General features: G+C 31.5%; 17 protein-coding genes, 1 rRNA gene and 1 riboswitch. Of the genes, 14 read left to right on the top strand and 4 right to left on the bottom strand.

Features of this window, described 5'->3' with window-relative positions; genetic code table 11:
* The first annotated feature begins 23 nt into the window (after positions 1–23).
* Genes K292_RS0111235 through K292_RS18000 form a run of 4 tightly spaced genes read left to right on the top strand, consistent with a single transcriptional unit; the run spans position 24 to position 6,025 of the window.
* Positions 24–974: a ribose-phosphate diphosphokinase gene (locus K292_RS0111235; protein ID WP_027399906.1), complete on the top strand. Its 951-nt coding sequence runs from the start codon at positions 24–26 to the stop codon at positions 972–974.
* 18 nt (positions 975–992) lie between these two features.
* Positions 993–1,586: an aminoacyl-tRNA hydrolase gene (gene pth, locus K292_RS0111240; protein ID WP_027399907.1), complete on the top strand. Its 594-nt coding sequence runs from the start codon at positions 993–995 to the stop codon at positions 1,584–1,586.
* Entirely contained in the window at positions 1,579–5,019 is a 3,441-nt protein-coding gene (gene mfd / locus K292_RS0111245; RefSeq protein ID WP_027399908.1) for a transcription-repair coupling factor, read from the top strand. The genes pth and mfd overlap by 8 nt, the downstream gene beginning before the upstream one ends.
* Positions 5,020–5,068: 49 nt before the next feature.
* Positions 5,069–6,025: a peptidylprolyl isomerase gene (locus tag K292_RS18000; protein ID WP_051280686.1), complete on the top strand. Its 957-nt coding sequence runs from the start codon at positions 5,069–5,071 to the stop codon at positions 6,023–6,025.
* Between the two features lie 77 nt (positions 6,026–6,102).
* Here the strand turns inward: K292_RS18000 and spoVT are convergent, their stop codons facing one another.
* Complete coding sequence (spoVT, locus tag K292_RS0111255) at positions 6,103–6,654, bottom strand: stage V sporulation protein T (RefSeq protein WP_027399909.1); 552 nt, start codon at positions 6,652–6,654, stop codon at positions 6,103–6,105.
* A gap of 289 nt (positions 6,655–6,943) precedes the next feature.
* Between spoVT and K292_RS0111260 the strand changes: the two genes are divergently transcribed.
* From K292_RS0111260 to K292_RS0111295, 8 genes are all read left to right on the top strand, one after another.
* Entirely contained in the window at positions 6,944–8,233 is a 1,290-nt protein-coding gene (locus K292_RS0111260) for an amidohydrolase (protein ID WP_027399910.1), read from the top strand.
* 24 nt (positions 8,234–8,257) lie between these two features.
* Positions 8,258–9,859, top strand: a complete 1,602-nt coding sequence (locus K292_RS0111265) for a putative polysaccharide biosynthesis protein (protein WP_027399911.1) — start codon at positions 8,258–8,260, stop codon at positions 9,857–9,859.
* A gap of 10 nt (positions 9,860–9,869) precedes the next feature.
* Positions 9,870–10,697 carry a nucleoside triphosphate pyrophosphohydrolase gene (gene mazG / locus K292_RS0111270; RefSeq protein ID WP_051280688.1) on the top strand — a complete coding sequence of 276 codons (828 nt, stop codon included), beginning with the start codon at positions 9,870–9,872 and terminating at the stop codon, positions 10,695–10,697.
* A gap of 74 nt (positions 10,698–10,771) precedes the next feature.
* Positions 10,772–11,053: an HU family DNA-binding protein gene (locus tag K292_RS0111275; protein ID WP_027399913.1), complete on the top strand. Its 282-nt coding sequence runs from the start codon at positions 10,772–10,774 to the stop codon at positions 11,051–11,053.
* 98 nt (positions 11,054–11,151) lie between these two features.
* Complete coding sequence (locus K292_RS0111280; protein ID WP_027399914.1) at positions 11,152–11,394, top strand: RNA-binding S4 domain-containing protein; 243 nt, start codon at positions 11,152–11,154, stop codon at positions 11,392–11,394.
* 100 nt (positions 11,395–11,494) lie between these two features.
* On the top strand, positions 11,495–12,442 hold the full coding sequence (locus K292_RS16980) for an acyl-CoA dehydratase activase-related protein (protein WP_037373106.1): 948 nt from the start codon (positions 11,495–11,497) through the stop codon (positions 12,440–12,442).
* Positions 12,414–13,517 carry an acyl-CoA dehydratase activase-related protein gene (locus tag K292_RS16985; RefSeq protein WP_037373108.1) on the top strand — a complete coding sequence of 368 codons (1,104 nt, stop codon included), beginning with the start codon at positions 12,414–12,416 and terminating at the stop codon, positions 13,515–13,517. Before K292_RS16980 ends, K292_RS16985 begins: the two co-directional genes overlap by 29 nt.
* The gene (locus K292_RS0111295) at positions 13,505–14,488 is read left to right on the top strand and encodes an acyl-CoA dehydratase activase (protein WP_027399915.1); all 984 of its coding nucleotides are present in this window, start codon (positions 13,505–13,507) and stop codon (positions 14,486–14,488) included. Before K292_RS16985 ends, K292_RS0111295 begins: the two co-directional genes overlap by 13 nt.
* Here K292_RS0111295 and K292_RS0111300 read toward each other — a convergent pair.
* The 3 genes from K292_RS0111300 to K292_RS16990 all read right to left on the bottom strand — a co-directional run bounded on the left by K292_RS0111300 (position 14,457) and on the right by K292_RS16990 (position 16,267).
* Positions 14,457–14,981, bottom strand: a complete 525-nt coding sequence (locus K292_RS0111300; RefSeq protein WP_027399916.1) for a folate family ECF transporter S component — start codon at positions 14,979–14,981, stop codon at positions 14,457–14,459. The two genes, K292_RS0111295 and K292_RS0111300, sit on opposite strands and share 32 nt — an antisense overlap.
* Before the next feature lie 68 nt (positions 14,982–15,049).
* Positions 15,050–15,145, bottom strand: a riboswitch (THF riboswitch).
* Between the two features lie 19 nt (positions 15,146–15,164).
* Positions 15,165–15,548 carry a DUF4363 family protein gene (locus tag K292_RS0111305; protein WP_027399917.1) on the bottom strand — a complete coding sequence of 128 codons (384 nt, stop codon included), beginning with the start codon at positions 15,546–15,548 and terminating at the stop codon, positions 15,165–15,167.
* An 8-nt stretch (positions 15,549–15,556) separates the two neighbouring features.
* Complete coding sequence (locus K292_RS16990; protein WP_084145985.1) at positions 15,557–16,267, bottom strand: DUF421 domain-containing protein; 711 nt, start codon at positions 16,265–16,267, stop codon at positions 15,557–15,559.
* Between the two features lie 144 nt (positions 16,268–16,411).
* Between K292_RS16990 and K292_RS0111315 the strand changes: the two genes are divergently transcribed.
* Both K292_RS0111315 and K292_RS0111320 read left to right on the top strand, forming a co-directional pair.
* A complete protein-coding gene (locus K292_RS0111315) occupies positions 16,412–17,650 on the top strand; it encodes an MFS transporter (RefSeq protein WP_027399918.1) in 1,239 nt (412 codons plus the stop codon).
* Between the two features lie 614 nt (positions 17,651–18,264).
* A 16S ribosomal RNA gene (locus K292_RS0111320) occupies positions 18,265–18,367 on the top strand; the annotation flags it as partial.

Raw genomic sequence — 18,367 nt, forward strand, 5'->3', positions numbered from 1 at the left:
CGTCTAAAGAAAGAGGTGCAGTAATGAAAAACGGAGTCTTTACAGATTTTAAGATTTTTACGGGTAATTCAAATTCAGAATTAGCAAATGAAATAGCAGCAATAATGGGAAAACCATTAGGCAAAGCCACCGTAAATAAATTTAGTGATGGAGAAATATCTGTAAGTCTATGGGAAACAGTAAGAGGTATTGACACTTACATAGTACAGTCAACGTGTCAGCCAGTAAACGACAGCTTAATGGAATTGTTAATTATGATAGATGCAATGAAAAGAGCATCTGCAGGAAGAATCAATGCGGTAATTCCATATTATGGGTATGCGAGACAGGATAGAAAAGCAAAGGCTAGAGATCCAATTACAGCTAAGTTAGTGGCTGATTTATTATGTGCAGCAGGAGCAGACAGAGTTGTATCTATGGATTTACATGCATCGCAAATTCAAGGATATTTTAATATCCCTGTAGATCATCTTATCGGAATGCCTATTTTAGTAAAATATTTCAGGGAAATGAGACTGGATAATTTAGTTATTGTTTCTCCAGATCATGGAAGTGTAACAAGAGCGAGAAATATGGCGCAGCCACTTGACGCACCAATTGCAATTGTAGATAAGAGAAGACCAAAGGCTAACGTATCTGAAGTTATGAATATCATTGGTGATATAGTAGATAAAAATGTAATTTTAGTAGATGATATGATAGATACAGCAGGTACAATTACAAATGCTGCAAATGCATTAAAAGAACTTGGTGCAAGGGAAGTTTATGCTTGTGCTACTCATCCTGTGCTTTCAGGTCCTGCATTAGAGAGAATTCAGGACTCAGCTATAAAAGAACTTGTTCTTTTAAATACTATTCCGATGCCTGAAGAAAAGAAAATAGAAAAAATAAAAATGTTGTCAGTAGCTCCATTATTTGCTGAAGCTATGATTAGAATTTTTACAAATGATTCAATTAGTAAACTATTTGATTAGGAGTAATTAGAGTAATTTATGTATGTGATTGTTGGGCTTGGAAATCCAGGCAGAAAATATGAAAATACTAAACATAATATAGGATTTATTACCATTGATTATTTGGCTGAAAAAAATGATATTAAGATAAATAAAATAAAACATAAAGCCTTGGTCGGAGAAGGTTTCATCTCCGGCCATAAAGTTTTATTGGTAAAACCTCAAACTTATATGAATCTTAGTGGTAATTCTGTACGTGAAATTGTTGAATACTATAAGATAAATATGGAGGATCTTATAGTAATATATGATGATATAGATATTGAACTGGGAAGACTGCGTATTAGAAAAAAAGGAAGTGCGGGGACACATAATGGAATGAAATCTATTATTTATGATATTCAGTCAGACCAATTTCCAAGAGTACGAATTGGAATAGGAAATCAGGGGAAAATGGATTTAGCCAATTATGTTATTGGTAAATTTCATCCTGATAGTATAAAAACTATGCAGGAGGCTGTTAAGAAAGCAGCTTTATCCATTGAATGTATCATAGAAAAGGGTATAGATAAGGCTATGAATGAATACAATGTAAAACAAATGGTTGAAGGGAAAAAAGTGAACCATGAGTGATAAGGGATTAGAAAATAAATTTAAAAAAATATTGTCTTTAACCAAAAAACAAAAAGGTATTATTAATATATCAGGAATATCAGAAGGACGGGCTATGCCTGTTGCGGCAATTATTTCTAAAGAAAGAAGAAGTCAAAGTCTTATTATAACTTCTTCATATTCTAAGGCAAAAAAGCTGGCACAGGACCTGTCTTTTTTTTCTTACGATAAAATATATGTTATACCTGAGGAAGAGCAGATATTTGTATCCTATGATGCTAAAAGTCAAGGCGAGTTAATAGAAAGATTGGCAGCACAAAATGCCCTTTTATCTGGTGAAAATTGTATAGTAATTGCTCCAATTTCTGGTGCAATTAAAAAAATTACGCCTCATAAAATCTTTGAGGAAAGTATTGTTAAATTAGCTATAGGAAAAGAAGAAGATTTAGAAGAAATAAAAAGAAAATTAACTTTTTTAGGATATGAAAGATCTTCAGTTGTGGATGTTAAAGGCCAATATAGTATTAGGGGAGGAATTTTAGATATTTTTACCCTTGGGGCTGAATATCCATATCGTGTAGAGTTTTTTGATACGGAAATAGATTCAATAAGGACTTTTAATTTAGAAACCCAAAGATCTATAGAAAATTTAAATAGTATAGAAGTTTATCCTGCGCAGCAAGTTGTTCATGACAAGGAATTATATAAAAAAGCTGCTGAAAATATTATAAAAGGTTATGATAATTATTCTAAAAGACAAAAACCCGAACAAAAAGAAAAATTAAATAACAGAAAACAACAGCTTGTGGAATTTATAAGTAATTCTACCAATATACAGTTATTGGAAAATTATATTCATTATTTTTATGAAGACTTAGAATATATTTGGAATTATATGAAATCTGACAGTATAGTGATGATAGATGATCCAGACAGGGTACATGAAGCATTAAAGCTCAGAGATAAAGAGCTTAAAGATGATTTTAAAATATTACTTGAAAAAGGTCAAGTTATACCAAAAGATATTGAAATTTTTTTGGGAAATGAAGATTTAAGCAATATTTATAAAAGAGGCTTAACTTTTTTATTTACGCCGTTTCAAAAACAGTTAAAAGGAATAGATAACCTGGAATCAAATATTCAAATACAATCTAAACAAGCACCCGTTTTTAATGGAAGAATGGATTATTTGGAGACAGAGTTAAAAAGATATAAAAAATTAAACTATGAAATTTTCATTGCTTGCTCAACTGATGAAAGAGCTGACAATATGAAAAGCTTTCTCCAACATAGCGGATTGGAAGAAGATGTAATTTTAAAAAAAGGAAGCCTTACATCCGGTATAGAATATCCTGAAGAAAAACTTGTATTTATATGGGATGGCGATATATTTACAAATCAAAAGAAAAGAAGATCTAAGTCAAAGAGAAAAGACAGTAAACCAATAAAAACCTTTACTGATATTAAAAAAGGAGATTATGTTGTCCATGAAAATCATGGTATTGGTAAATTTGTTGGCATAGAACAACTGGATGTACAAAATATAAAAAAAGATTATTTAAAAATAAAATATTTGGGAGAAGATGTCCTATATGTTCCTGTAGATCAAATGGATATTATTCAAAAATATATTGGTGCAGATGGTGCGAATCCTAAAATCAGTAAATTATCAAGTGGTGAATGGAAAAAGACAAAAGCTAAAGCTAAAGCTGCTATTGCAAATATGGCAAAAGAGCTTTTAGAGATTTCTGCATCTAGGCATATGGAAAAAGGCTATGCTTTTTCAAAAGATACTATATGGCAAAAAGAATTTGAGGAATTGTTCCCATATGAAGAAACCGCAGATCAAATTAGATGTATTAAAGAAATAAAGAAAGACATGGAAACAGAACTCTCCATGGACAGGTTACTTTGCGGTGATGTGGGATATGGAAAAACAGAAGTCGCTGCAAGAGCAATATTTAAATGTATTGCAGATGGAAAACAGGCAGCAGTATTGGTACCTACTACTATTTTGGCAAATCAACATTATTATACTTTTAAAGAAAGATTCGAAAAATTCCCTTTTAGTGTGGATATGCTTTGCAGGTTCCGTACCGATAGGCAGCAGCAAGAAATTATTCAAAAAATTGAAAAAGGTACGTTAGATGTAATCGTTGGAACTCATAGAATACTGTCAAAAGATATAAAATTCAGAAACTTAGGTCTTTTAGTAATTGATGAGGAACAAAGATTTGGCGTTCAACATAAAGAAACAATAAAAAAGCTTAAAAAAAATGTTGATGTTCTTACATTATCTGCTACACCTATTCCGAGAACACTTCATATGTCTCTTATCGGCATTAAAGATATGAGTTTAATCGAAGAACCTCCGGAAGAAAGATATCCGGTACAAACATATGTTATGGAACAAGATGATGAACTGATGGCAGAAGCTATACAAAGAGAACTTGACAGAGGTGGTCAAGTGTATGTTGTTTATAACAGAGTAAAGGGAATTCATAAACTTGCATCAAGAATTGAAGAATTGGTACCTGAGGCATCATTGGCTGTTGGTCATGGTCAAATGAATGAAAGACATTTAGAAGATGTAATGATTGATTTTATAAATCAAAAATATAATGTTTTAGTGGCAACCACAATAATTGAATCAGGTATTGATATACAAAATGCAAATACTATTATAATAATAGATGCAGATAAATTTGGACTATCACAACTGTATCAGTTAAGAGGAAGAGTAGGTCGTTCCAACAGATTAGCATATGCTTACTTAATGTATCAAAAAGATAAAGTGCTTTCGGAACAGGCTGAAAAGAGATTACGTGCTATAAAAGAATTTACTGAATTTGGTGCAGGATTTAGAATTGCAATGAGGGACTTAGAAATTAGAGGAGCAGGAAATCTACTTGGTTCAGAACAGCATGGACATATGATGATGATTGGGTATGAGCTTTACTGTAAGCTTATCGAAGATGCAGTTCGTGAATTAAAGGGAGAAGTTGTAACTCCTAGAGGAGAAGAAGCTTCTATAGAAGTTGATGTTGCTGCATATATTCCTGAAAAATATATTTCAGATGAAATTTTAAAATTACAAATGTATAAAAAAATTGCGGCAATAAAAGATAATGAAGATAAAGAAGAAATTATAGATGAAATGTTAGACAGATTTGGAGATATACCAAGTGAAGCAATGAACTTAATTCAAATATCGCATATTAGAGCTATGGCGGAAAAGGTTGGAATTGTACGTATTCATCATGCTAATGGAAAAATAGTTTATGAATTTTCAGAGAACAATTCATTAAAACCACAAGCAATGTCTAATTTGGTAGAAGCATATAATCTTAAAATCCTTATTCATGCGGGAATAAAACCGGTTATAAAATGCAGCTTATTAAGTAAAAATAAACTTAACGATATTATAGGATTATTGAGTAAGCTTATGGTATAATTAAATCTAATAAATAATTATATTAAAAAAGCGGATGGGAGATTTACTGATGAAAAAAATTATATCAATTTTATTAATTCTAGTACTAGCTTTCAGTATGGCAGCATGTACTTCAGAAAAGGAAACAACAGATTTAGTAAAGGTAGGAGATACAGTTATTAATTCAAAACAATTAGATGAATATATAGCTTTAGTAGGTTATATTAGCGGAACATCGGATATGAGTCAAATTCCGGAAGAACAAATGGAAGAAATAAAATCCGTGATGTTAGATAATATGATAGAATTAGAAGCTCTAAATCAATATTATAAAGACAAAAAAGATGAAGTATTACCGGATACGATAGAAGATGATTATAAAAAATTTATTGAAGATTCAAAGTCAAATGAAACAATTAAAGCTTTTCTTGATAAAGAAAATATTTCTGAGGATACGTTAAAAACATTCTTCTATAGTCAGTATTATTCGCAGTCATTATTTGAAGAGGCAGCGGCAACTATACCTACTTTAGAAGATGATATAAAGGCTTACTATGAAAAAAATAAAGAAAATTATAAAGTAGATGAAATCAGGGCAAGTCATATTTTAATAGGAGATAAAGAACATAAACCTGAGGATAAAGCTTTAGCAGAGGAAGTACTGCAAAAGATTAAAGATGGAGCAAGCTTTGAAGAGATGGCAAAGGAATATGGTACAGATGGCACAAAAGATAAAGGTGGAGATCTTGGCTGGTTTGGTAAGGGTGACATGGTTTCTGAATTTGAAAATGCTGCCTATGCTTTAAAAAAGGGAGAATTAAGTGGTGTTGTTGAAACAGAATTCGGATATCATATTATTAAGTTAACCGATAAAAGAGAATACAAACCTTATGATGATGTATATCTTGAGATTAAACAATCAATAGTTGATCCTGTTTATTCGGAAAAAATAAATAAAGTAAAAAAAGAAATTGGAGTTGAATACCTTAGTGATGAGGTTAAAAAGCCAGAAACCGATAAAAAATAGAATTTTAAATTAAAAATAAAAGGAGTTTAGTCACTTTATAGATTAAACTCCTTTTATTATTATATAATTTCAGTTATTTAATTTTCCATTTGCTTTGCCAGGAAGTTTGCACCGATAATTGCTGTTTTTAGCTCTAAATCTCCTAAAGGCTGATCCTTCGATGCTGATAAAATTATTATTGAGCCAATAGCGTCACCTTGAGATACAATTGGTACTACTATTTGAGAACTATAATTATTATTTTCTGATGAATCAGCAATAACGTTATAAGTATTTTCTGATGAATCAGATATATAACTGTTTTTGTTATGAATAATGTTTTCTAAATCTTTGCTGATTTTCTTTTCAATAAAATCTTTTTTAGATCCACCTGATACAGCAATAACTTGATCAGTATCAGAAATAATAACTGTTCCGCCTAAAATGTTAGAAGCACAGTCTGCATATTCATCTGCAAATTGACTTAGCTCACTTATAGGAGAATATTTTTTAAGAATTACTTCTCCCTCTCTATCCGTGAATATTTCAAGTGGATCGCCTTCGCGAATACGCATTGTACGACGTATTTCTTTTGGAATTACAACACGTCCAAGGTCATCGATTCTTCTTACTATACCTGTTGCTTTCATATATGCTTTCCTCTCTTTATAACAAATTTATTTTTCTATCAGTTGTATGATGGATACAACTGAGTTTCTTGGAAATAGTATCTGTAAAAGGAAAGTTTTTATACTAAAAAATAGATATAAAATAAAATTTAATAATTTTTATTAGATTTTATCTTTTTTTAAAATTGTGGTATAATTAGCCAGTATGTTTTGAAGGATTTATTTTTTAATTTTTAGGAATAAAATTAAGTGTAAAGTTAAATTGAGAAATCAAATTTGTAATTACTATTATGTCATTAGGGAGGGAAAGATGCTTTTTAAAAATATTACTATTTTGGATGAAAATATACAAGTAAAAGAGAATATGTACATAGGCATAACAAATGATAAAATTGACTATATTGGTAAAGAAGAGCCTAAGAAAAAATATGATGAGATTTATGACGGTAGCGGCAAAGCTTTAATGAGTGGTTTTTTTAATTCACATGCTCATACACCAATGACGTTAATGAGAGGTTACGGAGAAAATATGGCTCTGCAAGAATGGCTGGAACAAAGGATTTTTCCATTTGAAGATAAGTTATATGGTAAGGCTGTTTATTATGGTACTTTGCTTGGGATAGCAGAATCGCTAAAATTCGGCATTGTATCTACAACTGACATGTACTATTTTTGTGATGATATGGTTAAGGCAGTCATAGAAAGTGGCGTAAAGAATAATATAGGTAGAGGGATTACAAATTTTACGGATAAGGATATTTATGATTTGGATTCCTTTCATGAAACAAAAGAATTATATAATGGTTATAATAATGCGGAAAATGGAAGAATAAAGATAGATGTCAGTCTTCATGCTGAATATACATCAAACCCAAAGACTGTCAAACAGCTAGCTGAATATATGAAAGAAATAGGAGCAGGAATGCATGTACATGTTTCTGAAACTAAATTTGAGCATGAAGAATGTAAAAAAAGGCATGGTTTAACTCCTGTACAGTATTTAAACAGCTTAGGGTTATTTGATACCAGAACTACAGCAGCCCATTGTATTTGGGTTGAAGATGAAGATGTACGTATTTTAGCAGATAAAGGCGTTACTGTAGCCAGCTGTCCTGTTAGTAATATGAAACTTGCCAGCGGTGTATGCAACATTCCTTTATTACTATCAAAAGGGGTAAATGTAGCCATTGGAACAGATAGTGTAGCTAGTAACAATAGTTTGAATTTTATAGAAGAAATTAAATTTTTTGCTATTGCAAATAAAGAAAAAAGAATGAACCCTACTTTGGTTACACCAAAAGAGGCAATATGCGCAGCTACTATATCTGGAGCAAAAGGTCAAGGAAGAAATGATACAGGTAAATTGGCAGTCGGATTAAAAGCTGATTTAATTGTATTAGATTTAATGCAGCCCAACATGAGACCAATTCATAATTTAACAAATAATATTGTGTACTCAGCATCTGGAAATGATATTGTAATGACAATGGTTGATGGAAAGGTACTATATAAAAACGGAGAATATACCACAATAGACATTGAAAAAGTTATATTTGAAACAGAAAAAGATACAAATAATATTTTACAAAAATTAAAATAAGTTTATATTAAACTCGGAGGATATATGGCAAAAAAATCTTTTATGCAAGGTGCTTTAATACTTGCAGTTGCAGGAGTTATTATTAAAATTATGGGAGCCTGTTTCAGAATCCCTTTAGGGAACATCATCGGTGATGAAGGAATGGGATATTATCAGTCGGCATATCCTGTATATGTTTTATTTTTAACATTGGCAACAGCAGGTGTTCCAGTAGCGATATCAAAGCTAATTTCGGAAAGAGTTGCGGTAGGAAATAACTATGAAGCTTATCGTGTATTTAGGGTTTCATTTATTTTACTTTTTGCAATGGGAGTTATTTCGTCATCAATATTATTCTTTGGTGCAGATGTGATATCACAATTCACAAGAGCCCCTGGCGCAAAACCTGCTATGATGGCAATTGCGCCGGCGCTTTTGTTTGTACCTATGATGGCATCATACAGAGGATATTTTCAAGGTTATCAGGATATGAAACCGACGGCAATATCTCAAATAGTGGAACAATTTTTCAGAGTTATTATAGGGTATACTTTAGCTACTGTTTTAGTTTCATCAAGTTTACAATTTGCAGCAGCAGGTGCGGCTTTCGGTGCTACGGCAGGAGCTATTGCTGGTATTGTTGCAATGATTTTCATTTATCTCAAAAGAAAAAAGGCTATTCTTCTTAATGTAGAAAGGAACAATAAAGTAAAAGGTGACAGTAGTATAAAAATTCTAACACAAATATTTACTATTTCTATTCCTATAACATTAGGTGCAGCAATTATGCCAATTATGAATACCATAGATTTAGGAATTGTAATGCGAAGGCTTCACGATACCGGCTGGAGTGCTGACACAGCTATAAGTTTATATGGTCAGCTTACAGGAATGGCAGCACCGATTATTAATTTCCCTCAGATATTAACTCAGGCTATTGCTATCAGTATTGTGCCTGCAGTAGCAGCAGCTTATAGGCAAAAAGATTCCAGCTTCCTTAAATATAATATACAATTAGGAGTAAGAACTGCAATGCTAATCGGGCTTCCTTGCTCACTAGGGATTATGACTCTCTCTGAGCCTATTATGGTACTTTTATTCCCGCTGCAAAGAGCTAGCGCTATCAGTGCAGCACCATGCTTATTTGTTATGGGTTTTAGCGTTATTTTTCTATCAATTGCTCAAACCTTATCAGGTGTGTTGCAGGGCTTAGGAAAACAAATGATACCGGTAATTAATTTGTTCTATGGGGTAATACTTAAAATAATTTTGACCTATATTCTAACGGGTATTCATGATATTAATGTTAAGGGTGCGGCTATTGGAACTGCAGCAGCTTATGCTATTGCATCTATTTTAAATATTATTGCAGTAAAAAAACAGACAGGATTGAAGTTTGATATAACATTAACATTTATTAAGCCTATTACTTGTGGAGTAGTTATGTCAGCATTTGTTTGGTTAAGCTATAGAGTAGCTTTTGGAATTTTTGGCAATGCAGTATCGACTATTTTTGCAGTTTGTGTAGGAGCTTTTATATATGGAGGCATGCTTTTCATTACAAAAGCTATTACAAATGAAGAACTTAAAACATTGCCAAAGGGTGATAAAATAGTAAGTTTAATTAATAAGTTTAAAAATAAGTAAAGGATTAGATATGGATAAAAATTACGAGAGCTTTTATATTGAAGCCAACACCGCAGAAGGTGCTTTAAAGCGTCTGATGAGTATTATAAAAGTACTTAGACAAAAATGTCCATGGGATAAGGTTCAGACCCATGAAAGCTTGAAACAATGCTTAATAGAAGAATCCTATGAAGTTATTGATGCCATTGATAAAGGTGATTTTGATAATTTGGAAGAAGAACTGGGAGATGTCTTTCTGCAGGTAGTTTTTCATGCCGATTTAGGGGATGAAGAAAAAAAGTTTGATTTTAAGAGTATAGCTAACAGAGAATGTGAGAAAATGTTAAGGAGACATCCCCATGTTTTTTTGAAAGAAAATGCAGAAACTATTGACAAAGTACTTGAAAAATGGGAAAATGTGAAAAGTAAAGAGACAGGTGCTAGTACTTATACTGAATCGATGGACAAGATTCCTAGGAGTTTACCCGCCCTGATAAGGAGTTATAAGATTCAGAAGAAGGCTGCCCATGTTGGATTCGACTGGGAATCTGTAGAAGATGCATTTTCTAAAATAAAGGAAGAATCCAAAGAAGTCCTTGAAGTTTACAAAGGAAACGACAAATCGAAAATAAAAGAAGAAATTGGAGATTTACTATTTGCAGTTGTAAATGTTGCAAGGTTTCTTGATGTAAATCCAGAAGATGCTTTGAATTTTACTTCACAAAAATTTATCGAAAGATTTCGCTTTATTGAAGATTCTGGCCAAGCTGAAGGGAAAGCCTTAACGGATATGACTTTGGAAGAGATGGACAGGCTTTGGGAAAAAGCAAAAGAGGTTTGTAAAAACAAGAAATTATAAATATTATGTGAAGTGGGATGAAAAGAAGTTTACTTAAACTTCAATTATTATTTAATTTAAAGGAGGTTATGTTCGTGAATAAAGCAGAATTAGTTGCTAGTGTAGCAGAGAAGACCGGTTTCACAAAGAAGGATGCAGAGGTTGCAGTAAATGCATTTGTTGCAAGTATTGAGAGTGCTCTTGTAAATGATGAAAAAGTACAACTTATTGGTTTTGGTACTTTTGAAACACGTCAAAGAAAAGCTAGACAGGGAAGAAATCCTAGAAAGCCAGGCGAAGTGATCGAAATAGAAGCGTCAAAAGCGCCAGTATTCAAAGCGGGGAAAGCGTTAAAGGATGCAGTAAATAAGAAATAAGTTTATGATTACTAAAAGGAGCAACTGTGAGTTGCTCCTTTTTAATGTGAACCTATAAACTTTGAGGTAAGAAAAAAGGAAGAAGAGGAATTTTATATATGCGTATAGATAAGTTTTTAAAAAATTCTAGATTGATTAAACGCAGATCAATTGCGAAAGAAGCTTGTGAGCAAGAACGTATTTTTATAAATGAGAAAGTAGCAAAACCTGGTAGTGAGGTAAAGGTAGGAGATATTATTTTCATACAGTTTGGTAATTCTTCCATTAAAGCTAAAGTATTGATTCTTTCAGATCATACAAATAAAGAACTTGCTACTTCCATGTACGAAATTATTGAGTAAATATGGATAATTTTTAATTATTATAAATTTATATAGTTGAAAGATTATAAAAAATGAACCTTCTGGAAATAATAGTAATAATTATTTCTGGGAGGTTTTTATGCGTATTGGAATTCCGGGTGGTCTTTTATACTATAATTATGAGCCATTTATAAAAACATTTTTTGATGAACTTGGAGTAGAGGTAAAATATTCTACAGTTTCAAATAAAGATATTTTAAATATGGGTGCTAAGAATTGTGTTGATGAAGCTTGTCTTCCTATCAAAATTTTTCATGGTCATGTTATGAAACTACAAGAAGATTGTGACTATATAGCAGTACCAAGAATTATGAATTGTGAATTTGGTGAATCTATATGCCCTAAATATGAAGGTCTACCTGAACTTGTAGCAAGTGGTACAAAAAAAAATAATTATATTTTTTCCAAACCTATTCGTATGCATGACAAAAAGAAATTCCTTAAAAGTTTGCAGGCAGGAGCTAAGCAAATTGGAATTAATAAGAAAAAGGTAAAATTAGCATTTGAGAGAGCGTTAGAAAGTCAAAAAAACGTAAACAGAGGTATAGATGAAGAGGAATATACTTATAAAGTTTTTCTTGCAGGACATCCATGCAATATCTATGATCAGTTTGCTAACATAAATTTAATTGAAAAATTGCATAAATTGGATATTGGTATAATCACAGAAGAATGTGTAAGTGAAAGCAATAAGAAAGAGCAGATGAAAGATTTAATTAAAAATCCATATTGGTTATTTTTCATTAATAATTTTGGAGCAGCTAAGTTTTTGGAAGCAGAAGGTAAAGCTGATGGTATTATATATCTTTCCTCATTTTGCTGTGGAACAGATTCTTTTACTGTAGAAATGATTAAAAATAATTTAAAGCATTTACCTATGCTGGTACTTAAACTAGATGAACAAACAGGGGAAGCCGGTTATGATACCCGGCTGGAAGCATTTAAAGAAATGCTTGAAATGAAATCTGTTAAAAATAGTAAAAAGGGGGTTGAAACTTTTGAAAATAACATTTCCTCATATAGGTGATGCACATATTGTAGGTAGTTTATTTTTTAATGAGATTGGTATCCAAGTAGTCTCACCGCCGCTTAATACTGTATCCGGATTGGAAAAAGGGAGTTCCATTGCACCAGATGAGATTTGCTTGCCTTTTAAATTAATGATATCGAATTTTATTTCGGCTTATGAAATGGGTGCAGATACGGCTGTAATGCCGGCTACCATTGGTCCGTGCAGATTAGGTGAATACGGAGAATTATTTAAAAGTATTTTAGATAAGCATGGCTATAATTTTAATTGGATTATTATTGATACGCCAACGGCTATAGGAAAAAAAGAATTGTTAAAAAGATTAAACCTTTTAATATCAGAACGAAATTGTAAAATGGCTGACGTTTTTATTGCATTAAATAAAACTTATAAGGTAATAAAGAGATTTGAAAGCTTAGAAAAGAGAGTAAGAATTCTAAGTGGATATGAAAGAAGTAGGGGAGAATGTAAAAAGATACTTAAAGAATGTAGAAGCAGGTTAAGAAATTCAAAAGATTTAAATGATGCTCTTATTTTAATAAAAGAGTATCATCACAAATTAAGTAAAGTGATTATTGATAAAAATAAGAAGCCAATCAGGATTTTGTTAGTTGGAGAGATATATTCTATGATAGAACCTTTTGCGAATCATAGAATTGAGGAAATGCTCATGGATAGAGGTGTTTCATTTGAAAAACCTGTTACTTTAGGTTGGTGGATTAACAACAATATTACTAACCCATTTTATTTATTTTTGTTTGCTAGAAAGAAAAACAAATACATGCCATACAGCATTGGAGGATATGCTAAGGAAACGATTGAAGAAGGTATGAATAGTAAAAAGAATAAATTTGATGGAGTTATTCAGATTTTGCCTGTAGGTTGTATGCCCGAAATTGTATCTAAATCTGTTTTAAATCAAATATCAAGAGAAGAACAAATTAAAGTAATGACGGTTATATTTGATGAAATGGGTGGAGAAGCAGGATATATTACTAGAATTGAAGCATTTATTGATATGCTGGGGTTTGCGAAAAGAGGAGAAAAGAGGGGAAATGAATGTATTGCATAGGTATAGATGTTGGATCTGTAAGTACTGATTTTGTAGTAATGGATGAGGATTATAAAATTGTTCATCAAATATATTTAAAAACAAAGGGAAATCCTATTGAGGCAATAAAAGAAGGTATGACTCAATTGAGGAGAAGATTTTATAAAGAGCAAATAAAAGCTGTTGGAACAACGGGAAGCGGAAGATCATTAGCAGCAGCTATAGTAGGTGCTGACATAGTTAAAAATGAAATTACTACACATGGGGTTGCAGCATCAACTTTAAATCCTAAGGTAAGAACAATTTTGGAAATCGGAGGTCAAGATTCCAAAATTATTTTATTGAGAGATGGTGTTATCTCAGACTTTGCTATGAATACTGTATGTGCTGCAGGTACAGGTTCATTTTTAGATAGACAAGCAGAAAGATTAGGCTTAAAAGTGGATGAGCTAGGGCAATATGCTTTAAAAGGAAAAAATCCTGTTAGAATTGCAGGAAGATGTGCTGTATTTGCTGAATCTGATATTATACATAAGCAACAGCTTGGTTGTAAAATTGAGGATATTATTGCAGGTATGTCAGAGGCTTTGGTACGAAATTATTTAAGTAATGTGGCTAAGGGAAAAGAATTAGAAGAAACTGTTTTTTTTCAAGGGGGTGTAGCGTCAAATGAAGGTATTGTTTCTGCATTTGAAAAAGAACTTGGCTGCAAGGTAATTGTTCCTGAATATCATAAAGTAATGGGTGCTTTTGGAGCTGCTATTTTAGCAAAGGATTTAATTGAAAGAGAAAATAAAAAAACCAGCTTCGTGGGATTCGAAGCCGGCAATTATAATGTAATCACAGAATCTTTCGAATGCAGCGACTGCAGCAATCATTGTGAAGTTGTTCTCCTTAAATCAGGAAGTCGTCAAATTGGTGCTTTTTCTGATAGATGTGGTAAGTATCAAATAGAAAAAATTAATGATTCAAATGATTCTTTAGAAAGTTAAGTTTACTTAAATATCTATTCCAAAGTTCATGTATAATTACAGTTTGCAAGGGAATCATTATAAAGCACTTTAATAATCTGGTAGGCAGTATAGCAAAAAGACCTTTATTCATAAGAATATATAGCCATAGGGTATCTAAACATAAATTTAAAATAATGCAAACAATGGCAACTGCAATAAAAACTCGTTTCCAAGAAATAGGTTTATTGTGTAAAATAAGGCCATATACTGCACCAGTTAAAAATGCAGTTAATGTAAATCCGGGAAAATACGGTCCTGTTGGAAGAATCATCATACCTATAATATCGCCAAGGGCATAGGCTATGCCCGACCATAAAGGTCCGTATAGTATACCTATGATAGATATGGGTAAAAAGCCAAAACTTAATCTTAAAGTTGGTAATGCTAGTGATAGAAATCTGGTTAAGACAATTTCCATTGCCATTAAAAATGCAGTTATCACAATCTTTGACGTATTTTGTTTTGAACGCATAAAAAAACTCCTTTCTCTAAAATGATACTACATTAAAGAGAAAAGAATTCTATTGTATACTTTAATGCAGTAGTGGACGCAATATTGTATCGCAAACAAAACTGTTTTTCGTTCATAGGCAACATCCCATCCTATGACACTTTACGCACAATATTTACTCTACTGCATTAGATATTACTATATTTAAAATATATTTTCAAGAGTTAATGTTTCGTTGAAGTGAAGAAACCGTAATTGTTCTTTAATACAGTTTAATTCTCCTGTGGAATTTGATACATCTTCAGATTTAATAAAATATATAGCTCTGGCTATGGAATAATCAGTCTCATTTATATCATCGGTACTTAAGAAAAAGGCATATATTCTTTTATAACGATGCCAACGTTTATTGAGATCTTCCATATTTTTTGATGCTTCTTCCCAATTTTCGTTTGATGCATAAGTTATGATGTCATCTTCTATATAATTCATTAAATTGTGTAATGTATCATCTGCAAAGTCAGCAAAAATAAACCAACCTACAATTAAGATTACTAAACATAAAGTTGATATAGATAATGATTTCATTTATTTCTTTACCCCCTGTTAGATGAAAGAGATTCTTTATTTAAAGATTTGCTGTTTTTATATATATGGAATTTTTTAGTTTCATCACATAGACATAAAAATACCTGCTTATAATCAGTTATATTATATTTTAAAAGCTCAGATTTTAAATAATTTTCATCAAAGCCCAATACTATAAGATTTTTTCTATATAAAATACCATCTGATATAATAACTAAAGGTATATTCTCTTCAGGTTTAATTATGTTTAAGTCTTCTGGTGTTAATGGGCGTTTATTTGGCTTTGGTATAACACTGAGATCTCCGTTAGCTTCCAATATTGCGTAATCTACATCTGCTATGGAAGGAGCATTTTTTAACCTGAGCTGTTCTGTTAAATCATCTATACTTATTCGCAATGATTTCATTTCTTTTTTATCAATGACACCTTTATTGATTAGCATACTTGGCTTGCCATTAAATAAATTTTTAAGTTTTTCACTTTTTAATGAAATTAAAGAAATGACCACTTGTAAAAACAATAAAGTGAAAATAGCGGTTGCCCCACTTAATAAAGAAACTGCTGGTGATTCAATTGGGATAGCTGCCAATTCCGCTATCATAAAGAGGATAACCATCTGGAACGGATCCATTTTAGATAACTCTGATTTACCCATAAGCCGTATTGCTATAAGAACTATTATATAAAGAATTAAAGTTCTAATTAATATAATAATCAAAAAGTATCACACTCCTAAATAATAAATTATTTAAACGGTATATGTAATTTACCGTAGTTATTATTATTTACAGCATTGTTGATAGTTATACAAAATTATGATACTATCATTCCGTAAGTTTGATATATAGTTTTGGGAGAAAAAATGAAAAAAAATTATTATAACTATGTTGGAATTTATACTTTTACGTATGCTGCTTTAGGGGTAGTACTCCCATTAATAGGTCAATATTTAGACAGCATAGGTTTTTCAGGTGCACAAATTGGTACTATTACAGCAAGTGCAACTGTAATGGGTATGTTTGCCTCACCTTTTTGGGCGAAAATTTTTCATAAGGATAGAAAATATGAAGGTAATTTAACAGTATTCGTTTTGTGTATTTTAGCAGCTTTTACATCAATAGGGATCATGTCTGTGAAACAATATGGAATATTTCTTTTAACATATATTCTTTTATCTTTTTTTCAAATGCCAATAATGCCTCTTACGGATGCACTGATTTTGAATGTAGGTCATTCTTTTGGCAATACAAGAAAATGGGGCGCAATTGGTTTTGCATTAGGTGTTCTTATTTCAGGACAAATTGCTGAGATTTTAGGTTTGACTATTATTTTCCCTTTATATAGTGTTGCGTTTTTTATAACTGCTATTATTATTATTAATATTATAAAAAAGAATAAGAATACAGTGTCAATAGTAAGAATAAATAAAGACTGTACCTATTTTGGAGAAACAAAAGATAACATCCAAAGCAGTGAAACAACTGAGACATTAGAATTACATAAAGTAGGCTATCTTAGTTTGTTAAAAAATAAAAAGTTAATGCAGCTTTTACTGTGCGCATTTTTCTTATGTGGAACTAATGTAGCGAATAATACTTACTTTGGCTTTTTATACATAGATACAGGAGGTACCGTTGCTGGAATTGGGTTTGCATTTTTGCTTATGGCGGGAAGTGAAGCGCCATTTATGGCATTTTGTGATAAACTATCAAATAAATTTACCTTAGAGAAAGTTCTACTTATAGCAATGATAATTTCAGCAGCTAGATTTATTTGGTATAGTAGCCATCCTCCTTATTGGTTTATACTCGGCATGTTTTTTTTACAGGGAATGGTTAATGGAATTATATTAGTAGAGTTTGTTAGATATATTGCTAAAATCGTAAATCCTGAAATAATTTGTATGGCAATGGCATTATATCAAGCTGTTTCTTCAAACTGCAGTACTATTGTATGTCAACTGTTTGGAGGAATAATAATGGATATATATAATAGTTCAGCAGTATATTTATTCTTTGGTTTATATAATGTAATAGGAATTATATTATATTTATCATTTGGACTTCAAAAGGAATATTTAATAGAAAATAAAATAAAGTAAAAAAAGCATTGACATATTGTTTATGATTTGTTAAGCTAAGTGAGCTGTCTTAAAAGAGTAAAGTACTGAAGAATAACTATTTTAAATGATATTTATAATAAATTTTATAAAATGTCGAAAAAGTTAAAAAAAGGTATTGACAAGTGCTTAACAGTTTGTTAATATAGACAAGCTGTCACAACGCTGAAATAATGAAATAAATTGTTTCTGGAGCTAAAAGAAGGACTTTGAAAAAAGTCAGAAAAAAGTTCTAAAAAAGTGTTGACAAAGATAGTTGAAAGATATATACTAATAAACGTTCCGCTCGAAAGGGTAGAACAAAGTAGGGTTAAACAATTTAACCCTTTGCCGCAAAGAGACAAGCGGCACAGAACCTTGAAAACTCCATAGTGTAGAAATTTAGTCAAAGAGGACTTTAAGTAGTTCTCGAAAGAGACTAAAGTACAAACAATCAGCAAAGATTGGTAAGATGAATTCATAAACGAATGAGTCAACGTACAATTTCTTTAAAAAACAATAATTCTAGATTCGTATAACAAAATATGAAGATAGAAAATGAAACGCGATGCGTTTTACTGAACCAGATTTTAAAGCTTCGGCTTTTAAATACAACTTTAATTAAGAGTTTGATCCTGGCTCAGGATGAACGCTGGCGGCGTGCCTAACACATGCAAGTCGAGCGGGAAATCTTAGAACGAAACTTCGGTCTAGTGAAAA

This window comes from Anaerovorax odorimutans DSM 5092 (assembly GCF_000426305.1).
GTDB classification, from domain to species: Bacteria; Bacillota; Clostridia; order Peptostreptococcales; family Anaerovoracaceae; genus Anaerovorax; species Anaerovorax odorimutans.

Coding starts and splice junctions, on each gene's coding strand:
- K292_RS0111235 (WP_027399906.1), top strand. CDS start 24: ATGAAAAACGGAGTCTTTACAGATTTTAAGATTTTTACGGGTAATTCA.
- pth (WP_027399907.1), top strand. CDS start 993: ATGTATGTGATTGTTGGGCTTGGAAATCCAGGCAGAAAATATGAAAAT.
- mfd (WP_027399908.1), top strand. CDS start 1,579: ATGAGTGATAAGGGATTAGAAAATAAATTTAAAAAAATATTGTCTTTA.
- K292_RS18000 (WP_051280686.1), top strand. CDS start 5,069: ATGAAAAAAATTATATCAATTTTATTAATTCTAGTACTAGCTTTCAGT.
- spoVT (WP_027399909.1), bottom strand. CDS start 6,654: ATGAAAGCAACAGGTATAGTAAGAAGAATCGATGACCTTGGACGTGTT.
- K292_RS0111260 (WP_027399910.1), top strand. CDS start 6,944: ATGCTTTTTAAAAATATTACTATTTTGGATGAAAATATACAAGTAAAA.
- K292_RS0111265 (WP_027399911.1), top strand. CDS start 8,258: ATGGCAAAAAAATCTTTTATGCAAGGTGCTTTAATACTTGCAGTTGCA.
- mazG (WP_051280688.1), top strand. CDS start 9,870: ATGGATAAAAATTACGAGAGCTTTTATATTGAAGCCAACACCGCAGAA.
- K292_RS0111280 (WP_027399914.1), top strand. CDS start 11,152: ATGCGTATAGATAAGTTTTTAAAAAATTCTAGATTGATTAAACGCAGA.
- K292_RS16980 (WP_037373106.1), top strand. CDS start 11,495: ATGCGTATTGGAATTCCGGGTGGTCTTTTATACTATAATTATGAGCCA.
- K292_RS0111295 (WP_027399915.1), top strand. CDS start 13,505: ATGTATTGCATAGGTATAGATGTTGGATCTGTAAGTACTGATTTTGTA.
- K292_RS0111300 (WP_027399916.1), bottom strand. CDS start 14,981: ATGCGTTCAAAACAAAATACGTCAAAGATTGTGATAACTGCATTTTTA.
- K292_RS0111305 (WP_027399917.1), bottom strand. CDS start 15,548: ATGAAATCATTATCTATATCAACTTTATGTTTAGTAATCTTAATTGTA.
- K292_RS0111315 (WP_027399918.1), top strand. CDS start 16,412: ATGAAAAAAAATTATTATAACTATGTTGGAATTTATACTTTTACGTAT.